This is a genomic window from Paenibacillus sp. SSG-1, assembly GCF_002224835.1.
GTDB classification, from domain to species: Bacteria; Bacillota; Bacilli; order Paenibacillales; family Paenibacillaceae; genus Paenibacillus_AQ; species Paenibacillus_AQ favisporus.
This window is the reverse complement of record NZ_MBRK01000001.1, coordinates 1,528,261-1,555,133: the sequence shown is the minus strand read 5'-3', so window position 1 is coordinate 1,555,133 and position 26,873 is coordinate 1,528,261. Positions and strand designations below refer to the sequence as shown.

19 protein-coding genes are annotated in these 26,873 nt (G+C 55.6%); 4 read left to right on the top strand and 15 right to left on the bottom strand.

Features of this window, described 5'->3' with window-relative positions:
* Positions 1–26: 26 nt before the first annotated feature.
* Positions 27–1,775, bottom strand: a complete 1,749-nt coding sequence (locus BCV73_RS07265; RefSeq protein WP_089546596.1) for an ABC transporter ATP-binding protein — start codon at positions 1,773–1,775, stop codon at positions 27–29.
* Between the two features lie 89 nt (positions 1,776–1,864).
* Positions 1,865–2,023 carry a hypothetical protein gene (locus BCV73_RS34965; RefSeq protein ID WP_179231919.1) on the bottom strand — a complete coding sequence of 53 codons (159 nt, stop codon included), beginning with the start codon at positions 2,021–2,023 and terminating at the stop codon, positions 1,865–1,867.
* A gap of 133 nt (positions 2,024–2,156) precedes the next feature.
* Here BCV73_RS34965 and BCV73_RS07260 point away from each other — a divergent pair, with 133 nt between their 5' ends.
* Positions 2,157–2,672 carry an ADP-heptose synthase gene (locus BCV73_RS07260; RefSeq protein ID WP_076167894.1) on the top strand — a complete coding sequence of 172 codons (516 nt, stop codon included), beginning with the start codon at positions 2,157–2,159 and terminating at the stop codon, positions 2,670–2,672.
* A gap of 149 nt (positions 2,673–2,821) precedes the next feature.
* Here the strand turns inward: BCV73_RS07260 and BCV73_RS07255 are convergent, their stop codons facing one another.
* From BCV73_RS07255 to BCV73_RS07230, 6 genes are all read right to left on the bottom strand, one after another.
* Positions 2,822–3,556, bottom strand: coding sequence for a DUF1961 family protein (locus tag BCV73_RS07255; protein ID WP_084203763.1), 735 nt, complete (start codon positions 3,554–3,556; stop codon positions 2,822–2,824).
* Positions 3,557–3,610: 54 nt separating this feature from the next.
* Positions 3,611–6,214, bottom strand: coding sequence for an exo-rhamnogalacturonan lyase family protein (locus BCV73_RS07250; RefSeq protein ID WP_089550136.1), 2,604 nt, complete (start codon positions 6,212–6,214; stop codon positions 3,611–3,613).
* 289 nt (positions 6,215–6,503) lie between these two features.
* The gene (locus BCV73_RS07245; RefSeq protein ID WP_256993126.1) at positions 6,504–8,849 is read right to left on the bottom strand and encodes a helix-turn-helix domain-containing protein; all 2,346 of its coding nucleotides are present in this window, start codon (positions 8,847–8,849) and stop codon (positions 6,504–6,506) included.
* 297 nt (positions 8,850–9,146) lie between these two features.
* Positions 9,147–10,745 carry an extracellular solute-binding protein gene (locus tag BCV73_RS07240; protein ID WP_256992764.1) on the bottom strand — a complete coding sequence of 533 codons (1,599 nt, stop codon included), beginning with the start codon at positions 10,743–10,745 and terminating at the stop codon, positions 9,147–9,149.
* 132 nt (positions 10,746–10,877) lie between these two features.
* Positions 10,878–11,762 carry a carbohydrate ABC transporter permease gene (locus BCV73_RS07235; protein WP_076167901.1) on the bottom strand — a complete coding sequence of 295 codons (885 nt, stop codon included), beginning with the start codon at positions 11,760–11,762 and terminating at the stop codon, positions 10,878–10,880.
* Between the two features lie 25 nt (positions 11,763–11,787).
* Positions 11,788–12,750 carry an ABC transporter permease gene (locus tag BCV73_RS07230; RefSeq protein ID WP_076167903.1) on the bottom strand — a complete coding sequence of 321 codons (963 nt, stop codon included), beginning with the start codon at positions 12,748–12,750 and terminating at the stop codon, positions 11,788–11,790.
* A gap of 213 nt (positions 12,751–12,963) precedes the next feature.
* Between BCV73_RS07230 and BCV73_RS07225 the strand changes: the two genes are divergently transcribed.
* On the top strand, positions 12,964–13,551 hold the full coding sequence (locus tag BCV73_RS07225) for a Beta-galactosidase C-terminal domain (protein ID WP_089546595.1): 588 nt from the start codon (positions 12,964–12,966) through the stop codon (positions 13,549–13,551).
* Here BCV73_RS07225 and BCV73_RS07220 read toward each other — a convergent pair.
* Positions 13,472–13,792: a HesB/YadR/YfhF family protein gene (locus BCV73_RS07220; RefSeq protein ID WP_089546594.1), complete on the bottom strand. Its 321-nt coding sequence runs from the start codon at positions 13,790–13,792 to the stop codon at positions 13,472–13,474. The genes BCV73_RS07225 and BCV73_RS07220 overlap by 80 nt on opposite strands.
* 525 nt (positions 13,793–14,317) lie before the next feature.
* Here BCV73_RS07220 and BCV73_RS07210 point away from each other — a divergent pair.
* Positions 14,318–16,063, top strand: a complete 1,746-nt coding sequence (locus BCV73_RS07210; protein WP_089546593.1) for an ABC transporter ATP-binding protein — start codon at positions 14,318–14,320, stop codon at positions 16,061–16,063.
* Positions 16,064–16,080: 17 nt separating this feature from the next.
* Complete coding sequence (locus BCV73_RS07205) at positions 16,081–18,165, top strand: ABC transporter ATP-binding protein (RefSeq protein ID WP_179231918.1); 2,085 nt, start codon at positions 16,081–16,083, stop codon at positions 18,163–18,165.
* 256 nt (positions 18,166–18,421) lie between these two features.
* On the opposite strand, the gene BCV73_RS07200 is transcribed toward BCV73_RS07205, so the two are convergent.
* From BCV73_RS07200 to BCV73_RS07175, 6 genes are all read right to left on the bottom strand, one after another.
* Positions 18,422–20,290, bottom strand: coding sequence for a sensor histidine kinase (locus tag BCV73_RS07200; RefSeq protein ID WP_256992763.1), 1,869 nt, complete (start codon positions 20,288–20,290; stop codon positions 18,422–18,424).
* Positions 20,290–21,855: a response regulator gene (locus BCV73_RS07195; protein ID WP_089546591.1), complete on the bottom strand. Its 1,566-nt coding sequence runs from the start codon at positions 21,853–21,855 to the stop codon at positions 20,290–20,292. The genes BCV73_RS07200 and BCV73_RS07195 overlap by 1 nt, the downstream gene beginning before the upstream one ends.
* Positions 21,856–22,059: 204 nt before the next feature.
* Positions 22,060–23,739: an extracellular solute-binding protein gene (locus BCV73_RS07190; RefSeq protein WP_089546590.1), complete on the bottom strand. Its 1,680-nt coding sequence runs from the start codon at positions 23,737–23,739 to the stop codon at positions 22,060–22,062.
* A 61-nt stretch (positions 23,740–23,800) separates the two neighbouring features.
* On the bottom strand, positions 23,801–24,667 hold the full coding sequence (locus BCV73_RS07185) for a carbohydrate ABC transporter permease (RefSeq protein WP_089550132.1): 867 nt from the start codon (positions 24,665–24,667) through the stop codon (positions 23,801–23,803).
* Positions 24,668–24,737: 70 nt separating this feature from the next.
* Positions 24,738–25,628 carry an ABC transporter permease gene (locus tag BCV73_RS07180; protein ID WP_244169236.1) on the bottom strand — a complete coding sequence of 297 codons (891 nt, stop codon included), beginning with the start codon at positions 25,626–25,628 and terminating at the stop codon, positions 24,738–24,740.
* 262 nt (positions 25,629–25,890) lie between these two features.
* The gene (locus BCV73_RS07175; RefSeq protein ID WP_089546589.1) at positions 25,891–26,847 is read right to left on the bottom strand and encodes a protease complex subunit PrcB family protein; all 957 of its coding nucleotides are present in this window, start codon (positions 26,845–26,847) and stop codon (positions 25,891–25,893) included.
* Positions 26,848–26,873 lie beyond the last annotated feature (26 nt).

Sequence of the window (26,873 nt, the reverse complement as noted above, 5' to 3'; positions counted from 1 at the left end):
AAGACATGGGTTTCTTCTTTTTTTGTTTACACCTCCAGGTGCTGCACATTATACAGCCGTGCATAACTTCCGTCCAAAGCCATCAGTTCGGCATGCGTTCCCTGCTCCGTAATCATCCCGTGCTCCATCACGACAATTTGGTCCGCGTGGGTGATCGTGGAGAGCCGGTGGGCGACGATCAGCGTCGTCCGGTTTGAAGCCAGCGATTGCAGCGCCTGCTGAATGAGATGCTCGGACTCCAGGTCCAGTGCGGAGGTTGCCTCGTCCAGCACTAGAATTTCCGGATTTTTCAAAAAAACGCGGGCGATGGCCAGGCGCTGCTTCTGCCCCCCGGACAGCTTGACGCCCCGTTCCCCGACTTCCGTCTCATACCCATCCGGCAGATTCATGATAAAGTCATGGGCGTTGGCCGAAACCGCAGCCGCTTGAATCTCGTCCATGCTCGCCTCGGGGTTGCCGATCAGAATGTTGTCCTTTACCGACCCGCTGAACAGGAAGTTATCCTGCAGCACCATACCGATTGAACCCCGCAGGCTTTCAAGGGTCAGCTTCCGGATATCCTGCCCGTTAATGGACACGCTGCCCTGCTGAATGTCATAAAATCTCGGGATCAGCGAAATGAGGCTCGATTTGCCGCCTCCGCTCATACCGACGAAAGCGACGGTCTGCCCGTGCTTGATATCGAGGCTGATATCCTTGAGCACCCAGTCGCTGCCCTCATTGTATTTAAACCACACCTCGTCAAACGAAATATGCTGAACCGGCCCCTGAAGGGTTTTCGCGTCCGGCGCATCGACAATGTCGTACGGCTCCTTCAGCAATTCCATCACTCTTTCCAGCGAGGCGGAGGCCTGCGTCAGCACCGAGGAGGAGTTGATCAAGCGCTTGAGAGGCGCATACAGCCTGTCCAGATAGCCGAAAAAGGCGACAAACGTGCCCAGGGTCAAATCATGATGGATCACCCGGTAGCCGCCGTACCCGATCACAAGCAGCGGGGCGATATCCGTCAGTGTGTTGATGATCGAGAACGTCAGCGCGTTCCATCTCGTCTGCGCCAGCGCTTTGTTCAGGAAATTCTGGTTGATGCCCGTAAACTGCTTATGATCGAAGCGCTCAAGGGTAAAGCTGCGGATTACGGAAATCCCCTGAATCCGTTCATGCAAATACGCCTGAATGCCGGCAAGCGCCTGAGAACGGTCCTTGGTGAGCTTCTTGAGACGCTTATACAGCACATTGACCGCGATCCCGTAAAGCGGAAGAATGGCGATGGACACCAGGGTCAGCACCGGGTTCAGGTACAGCATCACCCCCAGCACAATCAGCAGCGTGAACATGTCCAGCCAAATGTTCATCATGCCGACCTCAACGATATTTTTCGTCTGCTCCACGTCGTTGATAAAACGAGAGATGGCCTCGCCTACCTTTGTATTTTGGTAGTAGCGGAGCGACAGGCGCTGCAGGTGCGCATACAGGCGGTTCCGCATGTCGAACAAAATCCGGCTCGTGATCAGTTGGGCAAAATACTGCCGTAAATATTCGACCGGCCCCCGCACGATAATAAACAGGACGAGTGCGCCCCCTAAAATGAGAAACAACCGGGTAACTTGCTCCGATACCGTCATTTTCGGGTTAAGCAGCAGGTCATCCACTACATATTTGAGAATCATCGGCAGCGTCAAAGGGATGCCGAATTTGATCATGCCGATGATCAGCGTACAAATAATCCATTTTGTATAAGGTTTAACAAACCGGTAATAAGCTTTCCAGTATTCCAAAAAACATTCCCTCTCCTTTCTGGCTGTCAATCAGGCTAAATGGCGTGGGTAGAGGCGAATATGCGCCGGCAATCCGGACGCCTCTTATATCATACCTTGTTCAGGTCAGCCGCATCCGCTGCTTGGCACCAGGACCCCATCCGCCCGGCCGCGGCATGCGGCAAACCGAAGCGCTCCTCTCCCTCGGCGGGAAAGCAGCGGCCATAATCGGTCCGATCCGGGCTGAATTGCCTTTTCCTGACGCTCATGAGTTGACATTTCCCCCCTTCAATGATTAGATATCCTTAAATGTAAGATCGGACTTTGTTCCTGTATCGATCATTATACATTATCCCGGCAAGGTCAGCTTGGGTTAGATACTTAGGATTCAGGAGGTTCTTGATGTCTAGACAATTCGTTACAGAAGCGGTCATGGTGGCGATCTATGGAGAATTGCTCCAGACGAGCGTCCCGGTTGAATATATCGTGCCTTATACCAGCCTGCTGGAGCTGTATGAGCTTCAGGACAGCGACGAGCCGCTGATGAGCTCTGCGGAGGATGACAGGTACGTAAAGGCCAGAATCAAGGAGCTGACCGCCTATTTCGAGGAACCGCTGAACAAGAAAAAAATTCAGAAAGCGCTCCATATGCCTTGGGCCAAGAGTCCTTCGATCCTCCTTGGCGAATCGGCGCGGATTACGGTCATCAACGCGATGGACACCGCTCCCTATGGCGAGCTGTTCGACCCGGTTGAGACGGAGCTGCTGCTGTCCTCGCAGCGGGAGGAAGCCCCGGTGCTCACCGATCAGATCGAGCTGATCCAGCGGATCGTCGAGGCTGCTGTGCCTGTGCATGTTTTTGATATCGAGGATTTTCAGTTTGCGGTGGAAACCGATAACTATACGCAGCACATTTAATAAAGTCTCGATCAGCAGCAAAAACTCCTTTCCAGGCGGAAAGGAGTTTTTGTTTTGTTTGGATTTGCGCCGCTCCATTTTTTACGGACAGCCCTCCACAAAGCCGAATCCATAGGCATCCAGCGGCCTGATCTATCAGGAAGCGCCGGTTAAGGATCGCTTTTGGCATATACGGTTAAATTGGCATACTCGGCAATCAGCGGCGCCATCTGGCGGAAGCCAAGCTTGCCTCCTCCAAGCGGCGGTCCGTAGGACACTCCGTCGTCTTCCCACACGAACAAGGGGAGATCGTTGACGGCAAAGGTAATGCGCCTCCCCTCCTTGACGATCAGCATCCGGTAAGGGCCGGCCGCATCCATCACGCCTGGAATGGGGTCGGCCCCTTGCGCGACTAGATGAAAGCCGTAGCTTTTGCGCAAATTGCATGTCTGAAACCTTCGCTCCTCCGTCCATTTCCTCCGGAAGTAAGACACGTGAAAGGCGTTCAGATCGCCATGATGATACTGATCGTATTCTCCCGTTCGCGGCTTGAACGAAGGGTCGAACAAATCCATGCCCTCCCTGCCGCTTGCGCTGAAAAACATGATCGCGAGGCCCGGCTCGCGCACCGGCCAAAAATCCCAGGACATGGCGGCCTCTGCCGGAAAATCCTCCGGGCACCACAGCACAAAATTGGCGCGCTGCCCCTCGGCCTCGTCCAGCACACTCTCGAGCCGCATCCGGCCCAACGGAAACGTGACGGCAGCCTCTCCCTCCATGCGAAACCCGGCAGCATGCTCTGGCTTCGCGAGCGGATTGTTGTAAATCCTGTCCCACCCTTCAGGAATAAGCGGGCTGCGGGTGTCCTGTGTGTTCCCGCTCCCGGTCGATGGATCCGTATGCATCGAATGTGCTTACCTCCTTCCAAGGGAGGCCGGAGTGGCCTCCTCATTGAGCCGTCATACCTGCGCTTTCTGCCCGGCCGATACCGCCTCCTCCGGGAGAGCGTCAGGGATCAGCGCCAGGCTGATGATCGTATTCAGCGACCACTGCGACGCCTCGTTTGTGTTCATCCAGTCAAACTCGCGCAGCTCGTAAACGTAAGTGACGGCAGCGGCGTCTTTCTCAAGGTCCGTACAGGCAAACCGGTGCGCCAAGAGCGTCGACCAGGCAAAATCAGCCGTCCGTTGATCCTTCCGGTACCAAGCCCCATACGCAACGAGCGCCAATGTCAGCACCGGATGCTCAAACCGCTGCGTGCTGATGGCCCCGCCTGTGATCTGGTCCTTTTCATCCTGTGAGAGATTATAAAAAATGCCGAAATCGGCCATCATTTCGTTCCACTCTTCATCCTTCAGCATGGCGGACAGTTCGAACCACACCTGCGGCGCTCCCATGCAGAGGGCCAGATGACGGCCCCAGTTGTCGTCGCCCATCGGCGTCAGCACGCCGGTTTGCGGATCGTAGCCGTAGGTCGGGCCGGAAATCAGGCCGTAATTGGCCTGCTTGATGCATGCAATGCCGGTCAGCAGCTTATCGCGGTAGAATGAATCCTCCTGCCGCTCCCAGCGGGTCATCCAGTTTGAACTGAAGGCAGCCCAGTCCGGGCCGACCCGGATATGCGTCTTGTGCTCGTCTTTCGGAAAATAGGCCCGCATCGGGTCGATGTTAACGGTCGTATAATCGGCGTCCCTCGCCTCGTCCATCATGTCTCCGATCCGCTCGTCCCCCGTCAAATAATAGTAGTACCTGTGAAGGCCGGCCATGCCGATCCGGGCTTCCTTGCAGCCGCAGCCCCAATGGACGACGTTGTGCCGGGAGCCGAGCCCGGCGTATTCGCCAAAATGGTATACGTCGACCTCGCTCGTATGCCGCGTCATCGCTTCCGCCATCCGGAAAATATCTTCGCGTCCCGATCGTAAAAACATCAGCCACAGCCACATGTTCGGAACCAGCTCCGTATTCTGCCACGCGCAGCCGCCCAGGTCGTAGTTCCAGACGTGGCGGGCCGGATCGTAGCTGTGCATGAAATCGCCGTAATCCCAGAATCCGTACCAGCGCCGCTGTTCCACCTCCCTTTGGTAGAAAGCGATGATGCCGTCCAGCCTCTCTTCAAGACGTGCTTTGACCGGTGTCCCCCGGTCCGGCAGGCTCCAGATGCCGAATGCACCCTGGCTGTGCAGGTAGTCGGGATCGCACGCAAGCTGCGGAGGTGATTCGTTATACGCTGCGTAAGCCTCCAGTTCCGCCGGCGAAGGAGTCGATTCGCGGCACCAGATCGTCAGCTCACTCGTGTTCGCGACGCCGTAAGGGGTCGCCCTCATCTCCTCCGCGCCTTCGTACGACGATTCGACATGCGTCTTCGTATCGTAATGGCGCATGTCCATGGAGGGAGCTTCCGGCGACCAGAACCAGGCGGTCAGCTGCGCCTCGTCTCCCGTCAGCCCGTGCGCTTCCATGCCGGCGGGGTGCTTTTGCCAAAAATGGCGCATGGCCAGCGCCAGCCCCCCGCCTGGACCGCCGACGTAGGCGACGCCTCGCGCTCTGCGGCCTTCCGCGGCTTTGACCCAGCTGCAGCCGGGCTGCGTCCGCTTGGCCATCCGGTAATGATCGACCGAGAGCTGTGCCAGCTTAAAGCCGTCCCAGCAAGCCGATTCGTCCAGCAGGTTCATAAAATAATCGTCGTCCATTTGTTCACCGGTCAGCGGATGGCCATCCAGCTGTCGCTTGAACAGCTCCATGTATTTGCCTTTCGTCCGGCGCGTATGCAGCGTCTTCGGCGATTCGCTCAAAAAGCCGGTATCGCCGGCGAACCGGACATGGCGGTTATAGAGCTTCTCCCGCATCGGCAGCGCGAAACGGATGCCGAGCCCCTTCACGAAGTCTTCGTTCGGATTGCCGTCGTAAAAAAACGTGTGCACGATCCGGATGGACTCCAGCCCCGCGTAAGCGTATAGCCGCAGCGAAAACGGCAGCCACTCCCCGGTCCCGTTGACGGCGCGGTGCCGGCCCGTCAGCTTGACGACCGCTCTCACCGGACCAGCCTGCTCTACCTTGGCTGAATAAATCCGGGATTGATACCGCTCCTCCCGGATCGTGCGAACGCCGGTCAGCTCGCTCACGCTTTCCTTGATGGCGACCAGTTCGCCGCCGGAGCAGACGAGAATCCCACCCCGGTGTATGCTGCCTATAATCCGGCTGCCGCTCTTCGGAATATGAAAAGAAAACGCCACCGTGTCCACATGGATGCCTTCATCCGTCTCGCTAACGGACAACGAAGGTGCTAATGCCGCTTGTCCGGCTCCCCCTTTCACGACGGCATAGCTAGAGCGTACTCCCGCGGGAAAAACGGCCGCATGCGCCGTCCATTTGACACTGCCGTCCGGCCAATACGCGGCCGGCCAGCTCTGCAGGGTGGGAGCTTCACCACCCTCTTGAGCCTGCAGCGCCAGCGGCTCGTCTCTCTGCAGCTGTCCTTCCTTCCACGGCATCCCCCAGGTTACCCCGGCCGGAACCGTCGGGCTGTCCTTCAGCCAACGTACGTTTACTCGGGTTTCGTTCATGGACTCATCTCCTTTTGGCAATTCGTTTGCTTCCGCTTTTGTCATCACGCCTTCAGTGTAGAGAACGGCCGTTTTCCCGGCAATGACACTTTCTTGGCGGGCCCGATGCGGCAGCATTGCACGTTTTCACCCGGCTTGCACATTCTTGCAGGAAGGCGGGCAACCGGGGAATACATCCTGAATAGTGTGCTTGGCGGGGTTCCGCGAACTGTCAGCAGCAGCATAAAAAGCCGGCAGCGGTTTCCTGTTGAACCGCTGCCGGCTTCTTCCCGTACTGCATCGCTGACGCCTATTCCGCCCGGCTCAGCTCACGGTAGCGGGTTGGCGTCATCCCTTCTAGCTTTTTAAAGATCCGATTAAAATAGCTGTGCTGGTAGCCGACCTGCTCGGCGACGGTGTTGATCTTCAGCTCCGATTCCCGCAGCAGCTCCTTCGCTTTTTCCAGGCGCAGCTCGGTCAGATAATCGATAAAGTTTTTGCCGGTAACCCGCTTAAACGACTTGCTCAGAAAAAAAGGATTCGTGCCGATATGGTCGGCGCAGTTATCGAGCGAAATATCGAGCATGTAGTTCTGCTGCATGTAGATCATCGCCTGCTCCATCAGCTGTTTGACCTGGCAGTCCGACCGGTTCGTCAACTCCTGCATGAACGGAGCGATGACCTTCGCCTCGAACCAGTCCCGGAAGGCGGCCGGCTCTTTCATCTGTGAGAGCTGCTCATACAAGTTGGCGCCTTTGAACAGCCGGTTCGGCTGGATGCCGGATACAAGGATCGCGTGCTGTACGGATCCAAGCAGATGGAGCATTCCCTGCTGGACATCGATCGCCTTCGCTCCTTGTACGGACAGCGCACCCTGAAAGTCGGCGAGCAGAGCCCGTGCATCCGCTTCCTGTCCGGTGCGAAGCGCCTGCAGGAACTCCCGCTCCAGCGTAAATGGATACGGAGGCTCGGCCCCGTCTTCGTAGTTCAGCCGTTCCATCTCGATGATCTGATTGTCATGCTCGAAGTTGCGGAAGCTTGCGGCATGCTTCACCCCTTCAAAGGCGAGCGGAATGTCGCTGATGCGGTTCATGGTCCGGCTGACGGCGATGGTGACGCGCATGTTGAGCAGCCGGTTGACCGCTTGCGTCAGCTCCTCGCTGAACACCTTGATCGGCTCTGTACACGGCTCGCCTTCCGGCAGGATCAGCAGCACGCCCGATCCGAGATCGTGGAAATTGATCGTACTGCTCTGCTCGAAATGCGCGGCTGCCAGCTCTTCAATCATGTTGACTGACGCAAAAGTGACCAGTCCCTCGTCCCCGAACTTGAATTTCCCCTCCATGGCAGCAATGCCCGTCAAATGAACGTACAGCACGACGAACTGCTTGCCGTGCACCTGCCATCTGTATCGTTCCATACGCGAGCGCAGATCCTCCTCCGAATAGGCGTACAAATACCCCTGCAGCAGCTGATGGAGAAAGCTTTCCTTCACGTGGGGCAGCTGCTCCAGCAGCTTGGCGTTCAGCTCCCGGCTCTCCCGGCTTAAGTGCTGCCACTGCCGCTCGATGATGGCAAATTCGTCGACGCCGCCCATTCCCGCTAAGGAAGCGTGCGGCTGCAAATTCGCCATCAGCCGTTTGACCGGCGAATACATCCGCTTCGAGGCGAGCCACGCCAGCAGCACCGCCAACAGGAGAGCACTTGCGCTGACGGCCAGAATGACTTTGGATATCAGCACGACCGGGGCCGTAATGTTCGTAATCGGCGAGGCCGACACATACAGCCAGTTGTCCATGATGCGTGCGAAATAACCGTACGTGACCGCATAGGTTTTGCCGTTCCATTCAAAGAGAAAGGACCCCCGGGCCTTCCCCTCGGATTCCACTTCACCGCGGACCGCCTTGACAAAAGGCGAATCCATCCGGTTGCCGTTAGCGGAAACGTAGAGGCCGCCGCCCGCTTCCATCAGAAAGTTCTCCCCGTCAGCATAAGGAGTCAACGTCCTCAGCACCTCCGCCACTTGATCGTTGTCCAGCCTGACGATCAAAGCCCCGAGCGGATTTGAGCTGCCCCCCGGGATGAGATGCACAAACGTCAATTCCCGCTTTTCCTGCTGATCAGGGTCAAGCGCCTGCTGTGTCCAATACGTCGTCTTTCCTGCGTCCATCAGACGTTCGTACCGGGAGATGAGCTTCCGGTCATTCAAGGCGGAGTATTCCGGATAAAACAATATCGGCTGGTCTCCGCGCAAATAAAGGCTGACGTTATGGATCATCGTATTGGAGCCCTGCATCACCAGCAGCGTGTTCGTGATGTCCCGCGTTTTTTCAAAGTCTCGCACGAAGTCGTGGCCCCTCAGCGATTCATCAAAGCGCGAGTCGAACGCCCAGTGCGCCAGCATCATCTCCAGGTTGGACAGCTGCTTATCCATGTTCAGCGACCGCTGCTCGATCTGGTCATTATGGAGCTTCAGCAGTTCCTTCTCCAGCCTCCCGCCAGCCATGGAGTACACAAGAATCCCGGTGATGATCCCGGGGATGCCAGCCACAACCAAGAACATAATCAGGCTCCTTCTGTAAAAGCTGCCCGATCCGCCGCCAGATAAGCGGGCCATTAGCGACTTCCATCCAATCATCGTCAGCTCACCAACCATATCCAAAATTTGTTGTCCCCGCCTTTATGGCGAGCCTTATGCCCTTCAAATATGTAAGCGTATACAATTAACCATACATAAAAACCCTTTAGAAAACAGTACCCTCTGCACCACGGGTATGTCCAGCATGAAATCCGAGAAATTCGTTCAAATAACCGGGGATACGGAAATAACCCCACGACGTGGGGCTTTCTGCTTGTTGCTGTGAAATCAGCCTCCGCCGACCACTGCTCGACCTATGTATCCCAGGCGGCCGTCTCTTAGGACAGCCGCACTGGTCTCTTACGCTGGGGCCGGTCAGGACTTCGAGGCGGCGTACAGCTCGTTGATTTCCTTCACATAATCGTCGCCGCCCGATTTTTTCCACAGCTCGATCGCATCGCGCCAGCCCTTCTCGTCGATCTGGCCGACGATAAATTTGATCCGGGCATCGTTAATGATGTTGCCAAGCTGCTGCCCTTTTTGCGCGTACACTTCGGAAATGAACGGCTCCGCCGGATTGGCGACGATCGTGTCCCGGTTTTTCAATTGAACCTCCGTCTGCTTTAAGCGAAGCGGCGTTTGGGCCACCTGGAGCCCTTTGCCTTCCGGAATGTACGGCACCATCTGATTCAGCCCTTCGACTTCCGACTCGAGCAGCACCGAGTCCGAGCTTCTCTCCAGCGTCTTGTCGTCGATCTTCTTGTAATGTTTGCCTTCAAGCCCGAAGCTGGTCAGCGTCTGCAGGTCCGGTTCGTTCAGCTGGTCGAGAAACTTCAGGATGCGGTCGACCTCTTCTTCGCTCTTAACGCTCGATTTCGGGATGGCCAGCAGGCCGGCAAAACCGGAAGTCGGCAGCGTATGAATTTGTCCGTCCGGACCGGTGACGGCCCCGAACACATCCACGTACTGCTCCCTGGAATCCTCTTTGCCCGCGTCTTTAAGCGTGGCATGAATCTTGTCGTCGGCGCGGGCCGCTCCGTCCACGACGTCGATAATGGCGCCGGCTTGGCCATTCACCAGCGGATCCGTCCACTTGGCCGAATCCATCACGGCGAAATCCTGATTGACGAGCTTCTCGTCGTACAGCTTCTTCATAAACTTGAGCGCTTCGAAATATTCGTCGTATTCGAATTCCGGCACCAGCTTGCCGTCCTTTTCGCCCCACACGTTTGGCGCGCCGAACCACAGCTTGATCTGGTCGAAACCGGCTCCCCAGCCTGCCGTCCATTTGACCATCACCAGACCGTACGTGTCGTCCTTGCCGTTGCCGTCCGGATCTTTCTCCTTAAACGCCTTCAGCATGTTATAGAAATCGTCAATCGTTTTCGGCTGCTGCAGGCCCACCTTCTCCAGCCAATCCTGGCGGTAATATACGCCGTTGCGGCCAAGCTCACGCCCGCGGTAAATACCGTACGTTTTGCCGTTAATCGAGGAGTTATTCAGAATGACTTCATTGGCCTGACTGAGGTTCGGATAATTTTTCAGCTTGTCGGTCAGGTCCCAAAAAGCCCCTGATTTCACGGCGCTCACGAAGCTCGGACCTTTCGAATCGGGCACGTAAATGATTTTCGGCAGATTTCCGGAAGCAAGCGTAATGTTGAATTTATCGCCGTATGAAGCGTTCGGAACCCATTCGAAATGGATGTCCGTGTTCGTCAGCTTCTCGAGCTCTGCGGCGACGGGGCTGTCATCCTTCGGATAATTCGTTTTAAAAATCGGGAGCATAATGTTCAGCTTAAGCGGCTTCTCCGCCTCCGCGGAAGCGTTTGCAGAAGGAGCTGCGGACGAGCCGCCCGAGGCGCCCTCGCTGCTGGTGCCGCTGCCGGATGAGCAGCCTGCGAGCGCTGCGGCGCAAACCGTGCTTAAAATGAGAAATGTGGACATGCGTTTCGCTTGCTTTTTCTTTTTCTTCACGAAAATAGCCTCCCTTTAACGTTAGATCATATTGCAAAACCGCCCGGGCTCCAAGCGAAAAATCAGTGCTGATGTGTATAAATTCCGGAGCATTTCGGCGGGATCACACGGTGGACAGCCTGACTTTTACCTTTAACCTTTGACCGAGCCCAGCAGAACCCCTTTGGCGAAGTGCTTTTGCAGGAACGGATACACGCACAGAATCGGAATCGTGCCAACAACGATGACGGCCATTTTGATCGATTGGTCCGGCGGTTTCACAAAATTCGGGTCCATCGAGTTCAAATCGCCCGCAGCCGCCTGTGACAGCAGAACGATCTGGCGCAGCATGACCTGCAGCGGCCATTTTTCCGGATCGTTAATATACAGCAGCGCTGCAAAGAAATCGTTCCAATGCCCCACGGCGTAAAACAGGGTGAAGGTGGCGAGAACGGGCATCGAAAGCGGCAGTACGATCCGCCATAACAGGCCCAGCTCGGAGCAGCCGTCGATGCGGCCCGCTTCCTCAATTTCCTTCGGAATTTCCTGAAAAAAGTTTTTGACGATGATCAGGTTAAACGCGCTGATTGCACCAGGCAGCATGAGCGCCCACAGCGAATCGAGCAGGTGCAGCTCCTTGACGACCAGGTACGTCGGAATCATCCCTCCGCCGAACAGCATGGAGAAGATGACAAGATTCAGCACCAGATTGCGGCCGTAAAGTCCTCTCTTGGCCAAGGAATAGGCCATCGTGACCGTAAAAAACAGATTGACGAGCGTACCGATGACGGTAACGTAAATGGAAACGCCGATGCTCTTGACGATCGTGCCCGTCGAAAAAATAAACTCATACGCTGCTAAGGTGAAGGTTTTCGGGATAAAAAACACCGCCCTCTGCGTCAGCTCCGCATCCGAGGCGAAGGAACCCGCGATCACATAAACGAAAGGAAGCACGGCGGCCAGCCCGAACAGCGTCAGGACGATATAGTTAGCCACGTCGAACGTGACGCCGGCCGCGGTCCTGTATTGCTTGGCCATGGATGGATTTCCCCTTTCTGAATGGTTAGTACAGTCCGGACTCGCCGAATTTTTTTGCCAGCCAGTTTGTGCCGAGTACGAGCGTGACGCCGACGATCGATTTGAACAGTCCGACGGCCGTACTGTAGCTGAACGCGCCCTGCGTAATGCCCATCGCGTACACGTAAGTGTCGAACACTTCGCCCACCGTGCGGTTGAGCGGATTCAGCATCAAATAGATTTGCTCAAAGCCGTTATCCAGCACGCTGCCCATCCGCAGGATCAGCAGGATCACGATCGTGCTGCGGATCGCCGGCAGCGTCACATGCCAAATTTGCCGCCAGCGGTTCGCTCCGTCGATCGTCGCGGCCTCATACTGCTCCACGTCGACGGCCGCCAGCGCCGCCAGGAAAATAATCGTTCCCCAGCCGCATTCCTTCCAGATCGTTTGCAGGATGATCATCGGCCTGAACCATGACGGATCGGACAGAAACTGGATTTTGTTGCCCGTATATTGGAAGAGCAGCTCATTGACGGTGCCGCCCTCCGTCGTCAGAAACACGTAAGTCAAGCTCGCCACGATAACCATCGAAATAAAATGCGGAACGTAGATCATCGTTTGAATGGTCCGCTTGAAGAACGCAAGCCTGACTTCGTTCAGCAGGAGCGCCAATATGATCGGAGCCGGGAAGAAGAAAACCAGATTGTAAAACGACAGCAGCAGTGTATTGCGCAGCAGCATAAAAAACTCGGGGTTTTCAAAGAAAAGGCGGAAATGCTCGAAGCCCACCCATTCGCTTTTCCAGAACCCGGTGAATGGCTGATAGTTTTGAAAGGCCAGCAGCACGCCCCACATGGGCACATATTTGAAAATCAAAAAATAAAGCAAGCCGGGGAGCATTAACAGGTATAACCATTTGTCCCTGCGCAGCCTGGCCGCGATGCTCGTGCGGTAAACCGCCGGCTTGGACGCTTGCGGAAGATTCCCTTGAGCCGTCGCCTGCTCCATCGCTTTCCACCTCCATAAGTGTTCATCGCCTCGCGAGCGTTGTGGCCTAATTATGAGTCGGCACTTTCTTTTCCGGCAATGAGACATTTTTGAAGACTCCCGGAGCGCGGGTTTACGGCATGTTTTAAAAAAGTGCAAAGCCGGCAAAAGAGTGTTATACCGCCATATTCGCGCTTCAAAAATATCCGATTGCCTTCACTCAGGCCCCCTTCTATGTGGAGCTCCGTATATGCGCCGGCGGAGGCGAAAAGCGTCGGTACGCTCATCGGCGGTCCATCGCCGGGCTTGTCCTTCCTGACGGAAATGAAGCGGGGGCAAGGCAGAATCGTGCTGCTTGGCACGCTGCCTGCAGGAGACGAAGGCAGCGAGATGCTGGAGCGGATGCTGATCCATTACGGGAAAGAAACCAACGTAACGCGGATGGCGGAAGTGACGACCGGCACGATCGTGGCGCCGCGCGAATCGGAGACGGAGGAGTTATGGGTCATCGTCAACATGAACGGAGAAGGCGGGAGCGTGACGCTGCCTCGCGAAGGATTTGACAAGCTGAGCGGCGAGCGTGTCGCCGCAGGCCGGATGGAAGTGGGCCGCTATGAATACCGCATGATCGCCTTCCCTCCGGCTTCACCAAGAAGTGACGTAAATGGCCCCATGCCTTGCAGCCTTCAAATAGAAAAAGCCGCATTCGCTTGGTTTAGCGGATGCGGCCGGTTCAGCATCATTATGAAGTGGCGGAAGTGTTATGTTCCCGCTCCGCTTCATATACATATTCAATGTCATCGTAAGCTGCCAAATAATTGACGACCAGATCGTATCCTTGCAGATACCAGGTGTCCTGTTCCTCTATAAAAAAGGCGACGCCCTCAAGCTCTTCCTTCAGCACCGGATGCTCCGGGTTCTCCACGGAAATGCCGAGCGAAAATCCGGGATGCAGTCCGCCGCCCGAGCTGTAGCGGGGAAAAAAGCGAAGCGCCGCGCCCTCTGCCAAATTCAATTCTCGTTTGTACCAGCGTGCAGCGTCTGGGCTGATCCGCAGTTCCATCTGGTTTCACTCCCTCTCTCTAATCTGTATGTTCATAAGTACATCATAACATTTTTTTGCTGATTCCTGAAAATATAAATTGACAGCTCTCTTGACGCGATGATAAAATTTTCTGCATACGAGATCCGTTTTCAATTTATTCCCAAATGAACCCGGCAAGGTCGTGTCCTTGATACGCAAGTGCTCCCTGTTCGGGCTCAAGACCAACATCAACAAGAAAGGGTGAGTTCTGTGTTCAATATGATAAATTTTCATCCACGCAACCATCATCAAGATCTTTATCAATTGAATACTGGAGCAGCCCTGCTGGTGAGGCCTTCTTAAGGAGCGCGATGAAGTCGTGCCTCTTGGAGCCATTGAATATTAACCTTCCGCGGTACGGCTGCTCACACTCAACCGTACGCATGATAAATGTAGGATTGCAAGGCATATCGTCCGTTTACGGATGGTATGCCTTTTTTAATTTTCCATGAACTCCGCAAGCAAGAACTGCCGGCATTTTAGACATGAGAGGAAGTGAAAGTTTTGTTTTCCGTACTTAAAAACCTGGGCTGGTTTTTCCGCCAGGAAAAGAAGCGTTACCTGATCGGTTTGATCATGCTGATCCTCTGCGGAATCGGCGAGCTGTTTCCCCCGCGTTTTCTCGGAAACGCCATCGACGAAATCGTCCGCGGCTCGATTACCTGGACTTCGCTGACACGGTATATTGTGCTGATTCTCGGTACGCTCACCGTGATTTACATCATCACCTACATATGGATGCACAAGCTGTTCGGCGGCGCTAACCTCGTGGAGCGCATCCTGCGTTCCCGCTACATGAACCAGCTGCTGCGCATGGTCCCTCCGTTCTTCGAACGGAACCGGACGGGTGATTTGATGGCCAGAGCCACCAACGACCTTCGTTCCGTCGCCAACACGGCGGGCTTCGGCATGCTTGTGATGACAGACTCGACGGTGTACCTTAGCGTCGTGCTGCTGGCGATGGGCTTTCTCATCAGCTGGAAGCTGACGCTCGCCGCCATCCTGCCGCTGCCGTTTATCGCCTTGGCCATGAAAATTTACGGCAAGGTCATCCACGAGCGGTATACGGCCGCTCAGGACGCGTTCGGCGATATGAATGACCAGGTTCTGGAGTCGGTCGCCGGAGTGCGTGTCATCCGGGCGTACGTTCAGGAGCGTGAGGACCAGCGCCGATTCAAGGAAATTACGGACGATGTGTACCGCAAAAATATGCGGGTCGCCAAGCTGGATGCCCTGTTCGAGCCGACCATCCGCTTATGCGTAGGCGCAAGCTACGTGATCGGCCTGGCTTTCGGCATTTATCTCGTTTTTAAAAATCAAATTACCTTGGGGGATCTCGTATCGTTCAATATGTACCTTGGGATGATGATCTGGCCGATGTTTGCGATCGGTGAGCTGATCAATGTCATGCAGCGGGGCAGCGCCTCCCTCGACCGGGTCAATGAGACGTTATCGGTCGTGCCGGACGTTCAGGATGCGCCCGATCCGGTTCAGGTAGAGCGTCCCGACACGATTGAGCTGCGGGATGTCACGTTCCGGTATCCGACCTCATCGGTCGACAATCTGAAGCACATTAACCTGACCTTGCATAAGGGCCAGACGCTCGGCGTCGTGGGACGCACCGGCAGCGGTAAGTCGACGCTCTTGAAGCAGCTGCTGCACGAGTATCCGACGGGAACAGGCGATATTCTGATCTCGGAGGTTCCGATCGAGCGCATTACCCAAAACCAGCTTCACAGCTGGATCGGCTATGTTCCGCAGGAACAAATTCTGTTCTCTAAATCGGTCCGGCAAAATATCCAGTTCGGCAAATTCCAGGCCGAAGACGACATCATTATGGAAGCAATCGCGACAGCTGCGTTTGACAACGACCTGCACACGCTTGCAGCCGGACTTGACACCCTCGTCGGCGAGAAAGGCGTATCCCTTTCCGGCGGCCAGAAGCAGCGCGTATCGCTGGCCAGAGCGTTCATCTCCGATCCGGAGATCCTGATTCTCGATGACGCCCTCTCCGCGGTCGACGCCCGGACCGAGGCGCGGATCATCGAAAATATCCGCAAGCAGCGCTCCGGCAAAACGACGCTGATCTCCACGCACCGCCTGTCCGCCATCGAACATGCGGACTGGATCGTGGTGCTGGATGAAGGAGCCATCGTCGAACAAGGAACCCACGCGCAGCTGCTCTCCAAAGGCGGCTGGTACCGCGAGCAGTTTGAACGGCAGCAGGTCGAAAACAATTTGTCCACTTAAAAATGAGGTGTAAACCTATGAATTCCAAAGCTAGCGTAGGCAAGCGGCTGTTCCAGTACGCCCTATGCGCCAAAGGCATCTTTATCGCGGCCATCATCGCTCTTGCGATCGGCGTCGGCGCCGAGCTTGCCGGCCCGTTCATCGCCAAGACGATGATCGACGATCATATGCTGGGTATTGAAAAGCCATATTTTGAAACGACATCATCTGAAAACGCCGTATCCTACAACGGCCATTATTACAAGCGCGGCGACCGGTTCGGGGAAGGAGAGGCCAAAGGCCAGGAAGTCCGGCTGCTGCAAACCGGACGGGACTTTTATTTTGTCAACCAGCCCGTAGCCAATCCGGACGGAGAGCGCAAATTCGAGAACGGACAGCTGACGATCAGCCGCGGCGGCGCTGTGGAAACCTATCCGGCCGCCAAGCTGTCCGCGAGTGAGCTGTATTCCTTCTACAAGCTGGAAATTCCGGGTATTTTGAAGCTCGTCGGACTGTACTGCATTTTCCTGGTGATCAGCATCTTTACGGAATTCGGCAAAACGTACTGGCTGCAGTCTTCCGCCAACAAAGTCATCCAGAAGCTGCGGACCGACGTCTATGCGCACATGCAGCGGCTTCCGGTGTATTTCTTCGATACACTGCCGGCCGGCAAGGTCGTCTCCCGCATCACCAATGACACCGAAGCGGTCAAGGACCTGTTTGTGGCGGTGCTGTCGAACTTCAGCTCGGGGATCATCTACATTACCGGGGTGTATATCGCCTTGTTCCTGCTGGACGTCCGGCTCGGCCTCGTCTGCTTGTTCGTCGTCCCGCTGCTGATCGTATGGATCGTGCTCTACCGGAAATTCGCGACCAAGTACAACACGATCATCCGATCGCGCTTAAGCGAAATTAACGCCATCATCAATGAGTCCATTCAAGGGATGTCCATTATCCGCGTATTCCGCCGGCAAAAGCAGACGTCCGAAGAGTTTGAAGCCTTGAACGATGACTATATGAAGCATCAGAACAAAATGCTCAATTTGAACGCATTAACGACACACAATCTGGTCAACGTGCTGCGCAGCTTTTCCTTTGCCGTGATCCTCTGGTACTTCGGCTTTGGCACGCTGACCGGGGGCAGCGCCGTGTCGCTCGGCGTGCTGTACGCCTTCGTCGACGTGCTGGGGCGCCTGTTCCAGCCAATCACCGGGATGGTCAATCAGCTCGCCGCCCTGGACTCTTCCATGGTCTCGGCCGGCCGCGTATTTACGCTGATGGATGAGCCGGGCGAAGACGTGACAGACGGAAGTATGCCGCGTTACAAAGGCAACGTCGAGTTCAAGAACGTCTCCTTTGCCTACAAGGATGACCATTACGTCTTGAAAAACATCAATTTTGAAGCGAAGCAGGGGCAGACGGTCGCTTTGGTCGGCCATACCGGTTCCGGCAAAAGCTCGATCATCAACCTGCTGTTCCGGTTCTATGATCCGCAAAAAGGGACGATCACCATCGACGGCCAGGATGTGACCGCACTGCCGAAGCAGTGGCTGCGCCATCATATGGGCATCGTCCTCCAGGATCCGTACCTCTTCACAGGTACGATCGCCTCGAACGTCAGCCTGGGCGACGCCAAAATTTCGCGCGAGCAAATTGAAAAGGCGCTGCGCGACGTCGGCGCCGAGCGGATCCTTGCGCATCTGCCGCAGGGCTTCGATGAGCCTGTCGTCGAGAAGGGCAGCACGCTCTCGGCGGGGCAGCGCCAGCTGATCTCGTTTGCGCGCGCGCTCGCCTTCGATCCGGCGATCCTCATCCTCGATGAGGCCACGGCCAACATCGATACCGAGACGGAGAGCCTGATCCAATCCGCGCTGGAGGTGTTGAAGAAGGGCCGTACGACGTTCATCATCGCGCACCGTCTCTCAACCATCCGCAGCGCCGATCAGATTCTGGTGCTGCACCGCGGCGAGATTGTCGAGAAGGGCAGCCATGACGAGCTGATGAAGCTCGGCGGCAGATACTATCAAATGTATCAGCTTCAGCAGGGCTCGGGTGCAGCCGCACCTGCCCCGGACAGCGGAATCAAGGCACAGCCGCCGGCTCAGGCGCCTTCACCGGTGTAATTCTCTGGGCGACACCATGCAAACTGTATTCTGCTACTCTCAACCCGTGGTCATCCTGCCGCCATGTGACCAGCATGGGGTTGCCGTGAAAAGAACGTAAACGAAAAACACTAAAAGGGAGCGAATCCGTGATCGGATCGCTCCCTTTTTAATGCCATGAGCCTGCATCAAGTAACCAGTCTATTACGACTTCCTGTTCGGCGGATTACGGACGCATATGATGTTGGGCCAGCTGCATCTCCCGTTTCTCTCCTGCTCATCCGGTCCTCCCGATATGGTCATGACCGTTCTGCCGTTGTTCCCCCCGGCTGCGCGGCTGCACCGGAATCCGGATCGTCACGCAAGTTCCGATCCCCGGCCGGCTGTACAGGGAGACGCCGTAATCGCTGCCGAAATACAGCTTGATCCGGTCGTTTACGTTCCGGATGCCGTAACCTTTGCGCTGCTGCGAGGTGCCTGCCCCGGCCGTGCCCGCACCCGAGCCTGAACCTGAGCCGGACAGCTCCTCCACCCGCTCCCGCGTCATCCCGCTGCCGTCGTCGATGATGTGGAAGACGATCGAGCCGGTCCCGGCATCCATCCGCCCGACAACCCGGATATAAATCCGGTCCCCGCGCCAGGCATGCTGCAACGCGTTCTCGATGAACGGCTGAAGAATCAGCTTGACCGTCATAAACTTGACGATCTGCGGGTCGATGTCAAAATGAACCTCCATCCGCTCACCGTACTTGACCTGCTGGATATCGATGTATGCCTGCGCCTGCTCGATTTCGTGATAAATCGAAATGACGGTCTGCCCTTCATTCAGCGACAGCCGGTAAAACTTCGCCAGATTCATCACCATCTGGTGCTGCTTATCCACTTGCCCGAACTTGGCCAGCCGGCTGATCGATGAGAGCGTATTGTACAGGAAGTGCGGGTTGATCTGGGCCTGCAGCGTCTCCAGCTCCGCTTCCTTTTTCTTCAGATTCGTGACGTACACTTCCTGGATCAAATGCTCCGTCTGCTCTCCCAGCTTGTTCAGCGAGCCGGCGATGATCGTAAACTCGTCGTTCCCCCGGTAATGGATCCGCTTGTGGAAATCGCCCTGCTGAAACCGCTGCAGCACCGATACGACCTTGGACACCCGCCTGGAAAAGAAGCGGGACACCCCGTAGGCGACGATCGAGATCAGACCGACGCTGAGCAGACAGATAATTAGCGTCAGTAGATTCACCTTGCGCGTGTCCTTCTCTATCACGCTGTTCGGTACGTAGGCAGCCAAGTTCCAGCCGAGCTCCGGCAGCGTTTCCTCCAGCATCGTATAGCGGCCTAGATCGAATTCCGCCTTGCTCCCGGGTTCAGAAGCCAGCAGCAGACCGCTTTCGCCGGAAGCGAACATTCGCCGGCCGCCCTCCCCGCTGACCGACAGCATGCTGCCGCTGCCGATTTTGCCCGCATCGACACTCCGGAAAATTTCGGACAAATAAACGCTGATCCGGATAAACCCGATCGTCTCCAGCTTCATTGGATCGCGGGTATCGACCAGCCGCCGCAGCAGCGAGATCCGCCCAAACATGCCGTCGTCTTCCACCTGACGCCATACGACGGTTTTGCCGTATTCCTCCGGAGGAAAGTCAGCGTACCACGGTTTGTTCTGAATCCGGTTCAAGTGGTACAAATCCCAATGATTCCCCCTGGTCAATGGGTCCGTCCCCTGCGGGTCGGCGTTATAGATTTCGGGCAGCGTTTCGTTTTTTAAATAAATGCTCATCCAGATCCGCAGGTTGCTCGAATCCGTGACCTGGCGGAACTTTGGAATCAGGAGCTTTTTTGTCGTCTGGTAGCTGACCCAGCCCTCCTCGTATCGCATCAGCTCCAAGGGCAGGCTTTCGTCAAAGTACAGCAAGTCCGACAGCCGCTGCGTGTCCTCCATTTTATAGGCGATGTTGTCGCGGATCTGCTTCAGCGTCCCGGTCAAATTCGTGTTCATTTGCTCGCGGTAGGAGTTGACGAGGATTGTATTGGCGATATAACCGAACATAAAAATCGGCACGATGATCAGCACCAAATAGGAGATAAACAGTTTGACGCCAAAAGGCAGGAACAGCTTCCCGCCTGGCGGCCTCATTGCCGCGCGCCTCATTATACGTTTCTCCTGAACTGGCCCGGCGTCATGCCGAACACTTCTTTAAATTGCCGGCTGAAATAGGGCATATACCGGTACCCGACCCGGTCGGCCACTTCGTAGACCTTCACTCTGGGATCCCTGAGGAGTTCGCCTGCTTTCTCCATCCGCAGGTGAATGACGTATTCGCTGAAATTCGTGCCCATCACTTCCTTGAAGAGCGTTCCCAAATAGTTTGGGGAAAAGCACAGGTGATCGGCGACCTCCTTCAGCGTCACATTTTCGTGCAGCTGCTCTTTTACGTACCGGATCATTTCGTCAACGAGCTTCGAGCTTTTCTTCTGCTTACGGCGCTGAATAACCTCTGCGGCGGCAAAGAGCCGTTTTCGCAGCCAGGAACGGATATCGTCGATCGTCTCGAGCTGGAGCATCACATCCGGACTGCCTCCCGTTTCCTCTTGAAGGGCGTTCGCAAGGCTCTCGTTGATCGCCCGGAGGTGATGCTCGAGCCCAAGCAGGATGTGCATGACGAAATATTGGATTTTCAGCTTCGACCTCATCCCGGCCGCAGCGGCAAACAGCCGATCGATTTCGTCGCTGACCGTGACGAGATCGAAGTTCACTACAGCGGTATACAGCGGCTCGAGCGGCAGAGCGGTTTGGGAAGGCTGCTCAAGGGCATCGTCCCATTTCAGTTCCCCATGGCGGATGACCCGGCCCTTGCCGGCAATCAGCTTGCACGACAGCGCCTCCAGAGCCTCACCGTAAGAACGGCGCAGCCCGGTCAGATTTACCGCTTCTTCTCCTACACCAACCGTGACGGAGAAGGGATGCAGCTCTTGAATCCGATCCGCCAGAGCCGACAGCGCTTGTAAATCCACCCCGTCCTCGATCAGCACGAAAATCCGCCGTCGCGAAGTTTTGCACACATGCCGGATCCCGGCCTCGGTGAGCAGCGGAACCAGCGAATCGTAAAATCGGTTGAACCATTCCTGCTGGCGGTGTTCCGGCATCGGGTCGAGCTTCCAGCTGAGGTCGTCCAGCTCGACGGCGGCCGCACGCACAGGCCATCCTACACGGTCAAACCCGTAGCTTTCCTGCAGCACCCCGGCAGCCTCTTCGGCTTCCGCGCCTTCGAGAAGCTTCAATAGATAGTCGTTTTTGGCGATTTCCCGGTAAGCCCGTTCGTTCTGCTGCCGCCGTTTCTCCTGATCAAGCTGCTGCACGACGGTGCGCAGCGCATCGGTCAGCTCCTTATCGTCCATCGGCTTAAGCACGTAGCTGAACGCATTCAGGGCAATCGCCTCTTTGACATAGTGAAAATCCTGGTAACCGCTCACGAAAATAACCCGAAGTCGGCCCGCGAACCCCCGTGCCTTTCTGGCCAGCTCCAGGCCTGTCATGCTAGGCATATGTACGTCTGTTACTAAAATATCGACCGGCTGGCGTTCCAGCAGTGCCAAGGCGTCAAACCCATTGTTCACCGCGCCTGTCACTTCCAGCCCCAGTTCTGCCCAAGGAATAAAAGAGCGCATACCCTCCAGATCAAGAATCTCGTCATCCACGATCAACACCTTGTACATGAGCTCATCTCCTGATCATTAAAATGAATACTATGGTCAGATCCCGGCTTCAGACAAACAGCCGTTCATCCGTCCCACACGATCATGCCGTCTACCCTGAATACGCCCCGGACGCTGGAGAAGCGAGCAGCCGCCCCGGGTCGGGACGGCATCCTCGCGATTAGAAGAATTAGTATCATTATACTAGAACATGCTAGATTTAGATTATTGACCGCCGATTTTTTTCAGGTTCTCCTGCCATTTCTGCGTCTTGTATTCGAGCAGTTTGTCGTATCCGACCGCCAATGCGTCCTTCTGCGCCTGGTCCAGAATCGCCAGCACCTCGTCGTCGCTCTTCGCGTACAAAGCCTTGGCGCGGGATTCGGAGAAGATTTCGTCCACGCTCTGCTGAATGATACCTTCCTCGGTATCCGGCATCGGGCTCAGGTTGACGAAGGCGGTGGCGTTATACTGCGTTTTCCACGTAATTTCGGATTGGTAGCGGCTCTCCCAATTCTGTTTTTCCGGCGGGAGCGTCTTCTCGAATTTCATCTTCGACTTGTCGATATAGACGGTATTGCCGTTCCACTGGAGATTCACCGTCGCATCCATAATATCGCTGCGCTTTTGGATGTCGTTAGTGTATGTGTCGGTAAAGACCGGATATCCTTCTTCATCCGTGCCCTGCCACAGCGTTCCCTCAGGTCCCCACATGATGACCCGGCTTCCTTCCTCTCCGGTCAGCCAGTCAAGGAATGCAAAGATCTTCTCAGGATCCTTGGCGGACTTCGTAATGACGGCCACGTTCCAGCCCAGCTGATTGTAGGTTCCCGTCCAAATCTTGTTTTTGTCCAGCCCTTCCTTATGCACAGGCCAGATCATTTCGTAGCCGGAGGTCGGGTCCTTTTTCTTGAGCTCCACGTCGCCCTTGCTGCCGTATTCCGTCGGGCTCGCTCCTGCTGCGATGGCAAAACGGCCGTTGTACGCCTTTTCAAGAATCTGGTCTTTCGTTTGGGTTAATGCGTCCTGGGCCATCAGCTTTTCGCGGAACAGCTTGGAAGCAAACTGCATGGACTCGCGGTAGACCGGATCCTGGAAAATGGACGTCAGCTTATTGTCCACCGGTACGGCTCTCTCTTTCAAATACACCGGCGGATGGTCTTCCCCGAACGCCCCGTACAGAATATCAAGCCCCTGCCCGTCCTTGGCCAAATCCGGCTCAAACGGCACCATATTCGGATACTTGGCCTTCACGCTCTTCAGGTAGTTATACAGATCGTCAGTTGTCTCCAGCTTTGGCGAGCCAAGCTCTTTGTACACCTTGCTGTTCATCAGGTATCCGGCATTGCCCGCAGGCTGCGAGGTATACCAGTTCGGGAATTGGTACAGCTTGCCGTCACTTGAGCGGAGCATGTTGAGCGTCGAGTCACCGGCCCATTTTTTCAAATTCGGATATTTGTCCAGATAGTCGTCATAAGGCACCAGCATGCCTGCCGCGCGCAGCCGCTCCACATCGGCGCCGCGCTCCATCCAGATCACGTCAGGCAGCTCTTTGGACGCGATCATCGTGTTGAGCTTTTGGGCCGCATTGCCGCCGGAGTTGATGGCCGTGACATTGACCTTTTTGTTATCCTGAATCCATTTGCTCGCAACGTCCCCGCCCCAGGTCGGCATCGTATACCAGTCATAGTGGCCGTAGAACGTAAAGTCGACGGGCGCGCTGCCGAGCTGGAAGGGCTCCGAAGCGCTGCCGCTTCCTTCTTTCGTTTCGGTTTTGTTCTCCGCCTTCGGTGCAGCGCTGTCGGCCGTTTTCTCTCCGCCGCCGCCTGAACAGCCCGCCAGTGCCGTGGCTGTCGTGCACAGGAACACCAAGGCCACGAGCAGCGATCTTCTCCAACTTTTCATGCGTGATAACCCCTTTTCCCTATTGTCAAATTTATGTTCAAAGCAGCAATCGCTCCAAACCCTACTCCTTCAGCGATCCCACCATGACGCCCTTCACGAAATACTTCTGCACAAACGGGTACACGGCGATAATCGGCAGCGTCGCCACCATCATCGTCGCCATTGAAAGCGACTTGGTCGTCACGCTTTTCATCGTTTCGAGCCTGCTCTGGGCAGCCGAGTCCAGCTTGGACATCTGTTCGGTCATAATATTCGTGCTCAAGATCTGCTGAAGCATGGATTGGATCGGCAGCAGCTTCTCGTTGGTGATGTAAATGCTGGGCAGAAACCACTCATTCCAATGAGCGACTGCGGTGAACAGCCCGAGCGTGGCGATGACCGGACCCGACAGCGGCAGGATAATCCGGAAAAAAGTAGCCCAGTTGCCGCAGCCGTCGATTTTGGCCGATTCCTCCAGGCCTCCGGGAAGCCCCATGAAAAACGTCCGGAAGATGATCATGTTCCATACGCTGATCAGACCCGGGATGATAAACACCCAGAACGAATTCATCAAGCCCAGACCTCGGACGACGAGAAACGTCGGAATGAGCCCGCCGCCGAAATACATCGTCACGACGCACATCAGCATGTAAAACTTGCGGCCGATCAGCTCCTTCTTCGTCATGCCGTAGGCGAAGATGGCGGTGCACAGCACGGACAGAATGGTGCCGACGACTGTCCGGAGCACGCTGATCAAAAACGCGTTGGCAATCCGGTCATCCTGAAAGACGACCCGGTAATTTTCCAGCGACCATACCCGCGGCCAGAACGTGATTCCGCCGAGTGCCGTGTCCATGCCGTTGTTCAGCGAAATGACCAGTCCGTTCCAGAACGGGTAGAATGTGCTGAATCCCAGTAAAATAAGCAGCAAATAAATGAAGACCATCATGATCTTGTCACCAGTACTTGTATATTTCACAATACTGCAGCCTCCCTGTTTCCTGCGGTGTCTCCCGCGCTTACCATAAGCTGTTTCCCGACCTGCGGGCAAAGTAGTTGGCAAAGGTCAGCAGGCCGACGCTGATCACAGCCTTGAACAAGCCAACCGCCGTGGCGTACGAGTAGCGCTGGTTGGTGATGCCCACCCGGTACACATAGGTATCGATGACGCTGGCCACATCCCGCAGCACCGGATTTGCCCCGAGCAGGAGAATGTCTTCAAAGCCGGCGCTCAGCAGATTGCCAATCGCCAGGATCATAAAGATGACGACCACCGGCATAATGGAAGGGATTGTGATCATGAATACCTGCTTGACCCTTCCCGCTCCGTCGATGGACGCCGCCTCATACAGGCTGGGGTTGATCCCTGCGATCGCCGCCAGATACACGATCGAATTGAATCCGATCTCCTTCCAAACGCTGGTCGAGACGATAATGCCCCAGAAATATTCCGCCCGTCCCAAAAAGCCGATCGGCTCCTTAATCAAATGCAGCTTCTGCAGCAGGATGTTCAGGCTGCCGTTATCCGTGGACAGGATCGACATGGCAAACCCGGCTACGATCACCCAGGACAGAAAGTGCGGGAGGTAGCTGATCGTCTGAACCACCCTTTTGAAGAACATTTGCCTGACTTCGTTCAGCATCAGGGCCAGAATGATCGGCGCGGGAAACCCGATACCAAACTTCAGCAGGCTGATGATGATCGTATTGCGCAGAATCGTCCAAAACTCGGGTGCATGAAAAAACATGCTGAAATGCTTGAATCCCACCCACGGACTGTTCCAAAACCCGTTAAAAATGTTATAGTCCTGAAAAGCCATCAGTACGCCGTACATCGGTATGTATGAAAAAATAAAAATCAAAATGAGCGCCGGTATGACCATCAGCTGAATATCCCACTGCCTGAGCATCCGGTAAGCCAATCCCCGCTTTTTCCTCCTCTCGGTGATGGGCACGCTATTCGCAAGCTGCGACATTCTCTTCCCCCCTTGCCAACATTGTAAACGGGATGGGTGCCGCGATACTATTTGCCTCGTCAACGAAAAATGATACTTTTAACCGGAATACTCCTATTCTTGATTCAGCCGCAAAAAAATCCCCCTGTCTCCGGTAGTCCGGAAAGCAGGGGGATCCAGAGTATCACCGCGATGTGCGGACGATACGATTCGTTGTTTATTGGGTAACGGAAGGCATCTCTTCGAGCGATCCCTTCAGGGAAATGCCTGTACCGAGGCCGCCGCCGGTTTGTTTGACGCTGACCTGAATTTTGCTGTCCATGTAAAAGGAAGCCTTAGCCGTGGAAATGACCTGCGGATACATCATGCCGGGGGCGGGTTTCGTGACGGTGTAATAGGCGACCGCCTTTCCTTCCGAGACGAATTCGATCCGGTCGATCTTGAGGCCGTATCCCGGATTCGGCATGTCCTCTTTGGTAAGGACGATCCGGTTCACCTGGTCGTTCACCTTCTCTACACTGACAGCGACCTGGTCATCGTTCTCCGGCTGATTTACCGGCTGATGCGAAGCAACGAAATTCATGGCGTGATAGACCATCTCCGCCGCCTCCATCCGGGTGATGTTGTCCCTTGGATGGAATTTCTGCTGCGCATCTAGTTCGGCTATGTGGGTAAGGAGCAGAAACTGGACGGCTTCCCGCGATCCGGAAGCCATGTCGTTCTCGTCCTGGACCGTGACGTACATTTTGATCAGCGGGTAGTCACCAGTAGCGGTGACGGCTTTGTAGAGCATCTGCGCAAACTCTTCCTTTGTGACCTTGTCGTTCCAGCTGCCGATGGTTGATGCCACAAGCCCGTGATCCAGCGCCGTTTCGGCTGCTTGAGCATACCAGGCTGTGGATGGAACCGCCAGCGTCCCGGCGTTCGCTGCACCTGCATCCGGCTGAAGCTTCATGGCTTTCACCAGCATCTGCACGCTTTGGGCTGCCGTCAACGGCTCGGCAGGACCGAACCGGTCCGCGGAAATGCCGTGAATGACCCCTTGCGTTTGCAACGCTTTGGCGATACCCTCCTGCTGCTTATTCGGCAGATCCGAGAACGCATACGCGGAAGACGCCGACACCAGACAGCCTGCCGCCACCATGAACGCAGCCCATTTCTTTGTGATTTTCATCCAAATCACCTCCTCAGCCTCTCTGA

What these genes read in the sequence shown, in the direction of transcription:
- BCV73_RS34965 (WP_179231919.1), bottom strand. Translation starts at nt 2,023, where the DNA reads ATGAGCGTCAGGAAAAGGCAATTCAGCCCGGATCGGACCGATTATGGC.
- BCV73_RS07260 (WP_076167894.1), top strand. Translation starts at nt 2,157, where the DNA reads ATGTCTAGACAATTCGTTACAGAAGCGGTCATGGTGGCGATCTATGGA.
- BCV73_RS07255 (WP_084203763.1), bottom strand. Translation starts at nt 3,556, where the DNA reads ATGCATACGGATCCATCGACCGGGAGCGGGAACACACAGGACACCCGC.
- BCV73_RS07250 (WP_089550136.1), bottom strand. Translation starts at nt 6,214, where the DNA reads ATGAACGAAACCCGAGTAAACGTACGTTGGCTGAAGGACAGCCCGACG.
- BCV73_RS07245 (WP_256993126.1), bottom strand. Translation starts at nt 8,849, where the DNA reads ATGGTTGGTGAGCTGACGATGATTGGATGGAAGTCGCTAATGGCCCGC.
- BCV73_RS07235 (WP_076167901.1), bottom strand. Translation starts at nt 11,762, where the DNA reads ATGGCCAAGCAATACAGGACCGCGGCCGGCGTCACGTTCGACGTGGCT.
- BCV73_RS07230 (WP_076167903.1), bottom strand. Translation starts at nt 12,750, where the DNA reads ATGGAGCAGGCGACGGCTCAAGGGAATCTTCCGCAAGCGTCCAAGCCG.
- BCV73_RS07225 (WP_089546595.1), top strand. Translation starts at nt 12,964, where the DNA reads ATGTGGAGCTCCGTATATGCGCCGGCGGAGGCGAAAAGCGTCGGTACG.
- BCV73_RS07220 (WP_089546594.1), bottom strand. Translation starts at nt 13,792, where the DNA reads ATGGAACTGCGGATCAGCCCAGACGCTGCACGCTGGTACAAACGAGAA.
- BCV73_RS07205 (WP_179231918.1), top strand. Translation starts at nt 16,081, where the DNA reads ATGAATTCCAAAGCTAGCGTAGGCAAGCGGCTGTTCCAGTACGCCCTA.
- BCV73_RS07200 (WP_256992763.1), bottom strand. Translation starts at nt 20,290, where the DNA reads ATGAGGCGCGCGGCAATGAGGCCGCCAGGCGGGAAGCTGTTCCTGCCT.
- BCV73_RS07195 (WP_089546591.1), bottom strand. Translation starts at nt 21,855, where the DNA reads ATGTACAAGGTGTTGATCGTGGATGACGAGATTCTTGATCTGGAGGGT.
- BCV73_RS07190 (WP_089546590.1), bottom strand. Translation starts at nt 23,739, where the DNA reads ATGAAAAGTTGGAGAAGATCGCTGCTCGTGGCCTTGGTGTTCCTGTGC.
- BCV73_RS07185 (WP_089550132.1), bottom strand. Translation starts at nt 24,667, where the DNA reads ATGATGGTCTTCATTTATTTGCTGCTTATTTTACTGGGATTCAGCACA.
- BCV73_RS07180 (WP_244169236.1), bottom strand. Translation starts at nt 25,628, where the DNA reads ATGCTCAGGCAGTGGGATATTCAGCTGATGGTCATACCGGCGCTCATT.
- BCV73_RS07175 (WP_089546589.1), bottom strand. Translation starts at nt 26,847, where the DNA reads ATGAAAATCACAAAGAAATGGGCTGCGTTCATGGTGGCGGCAGGCTGT.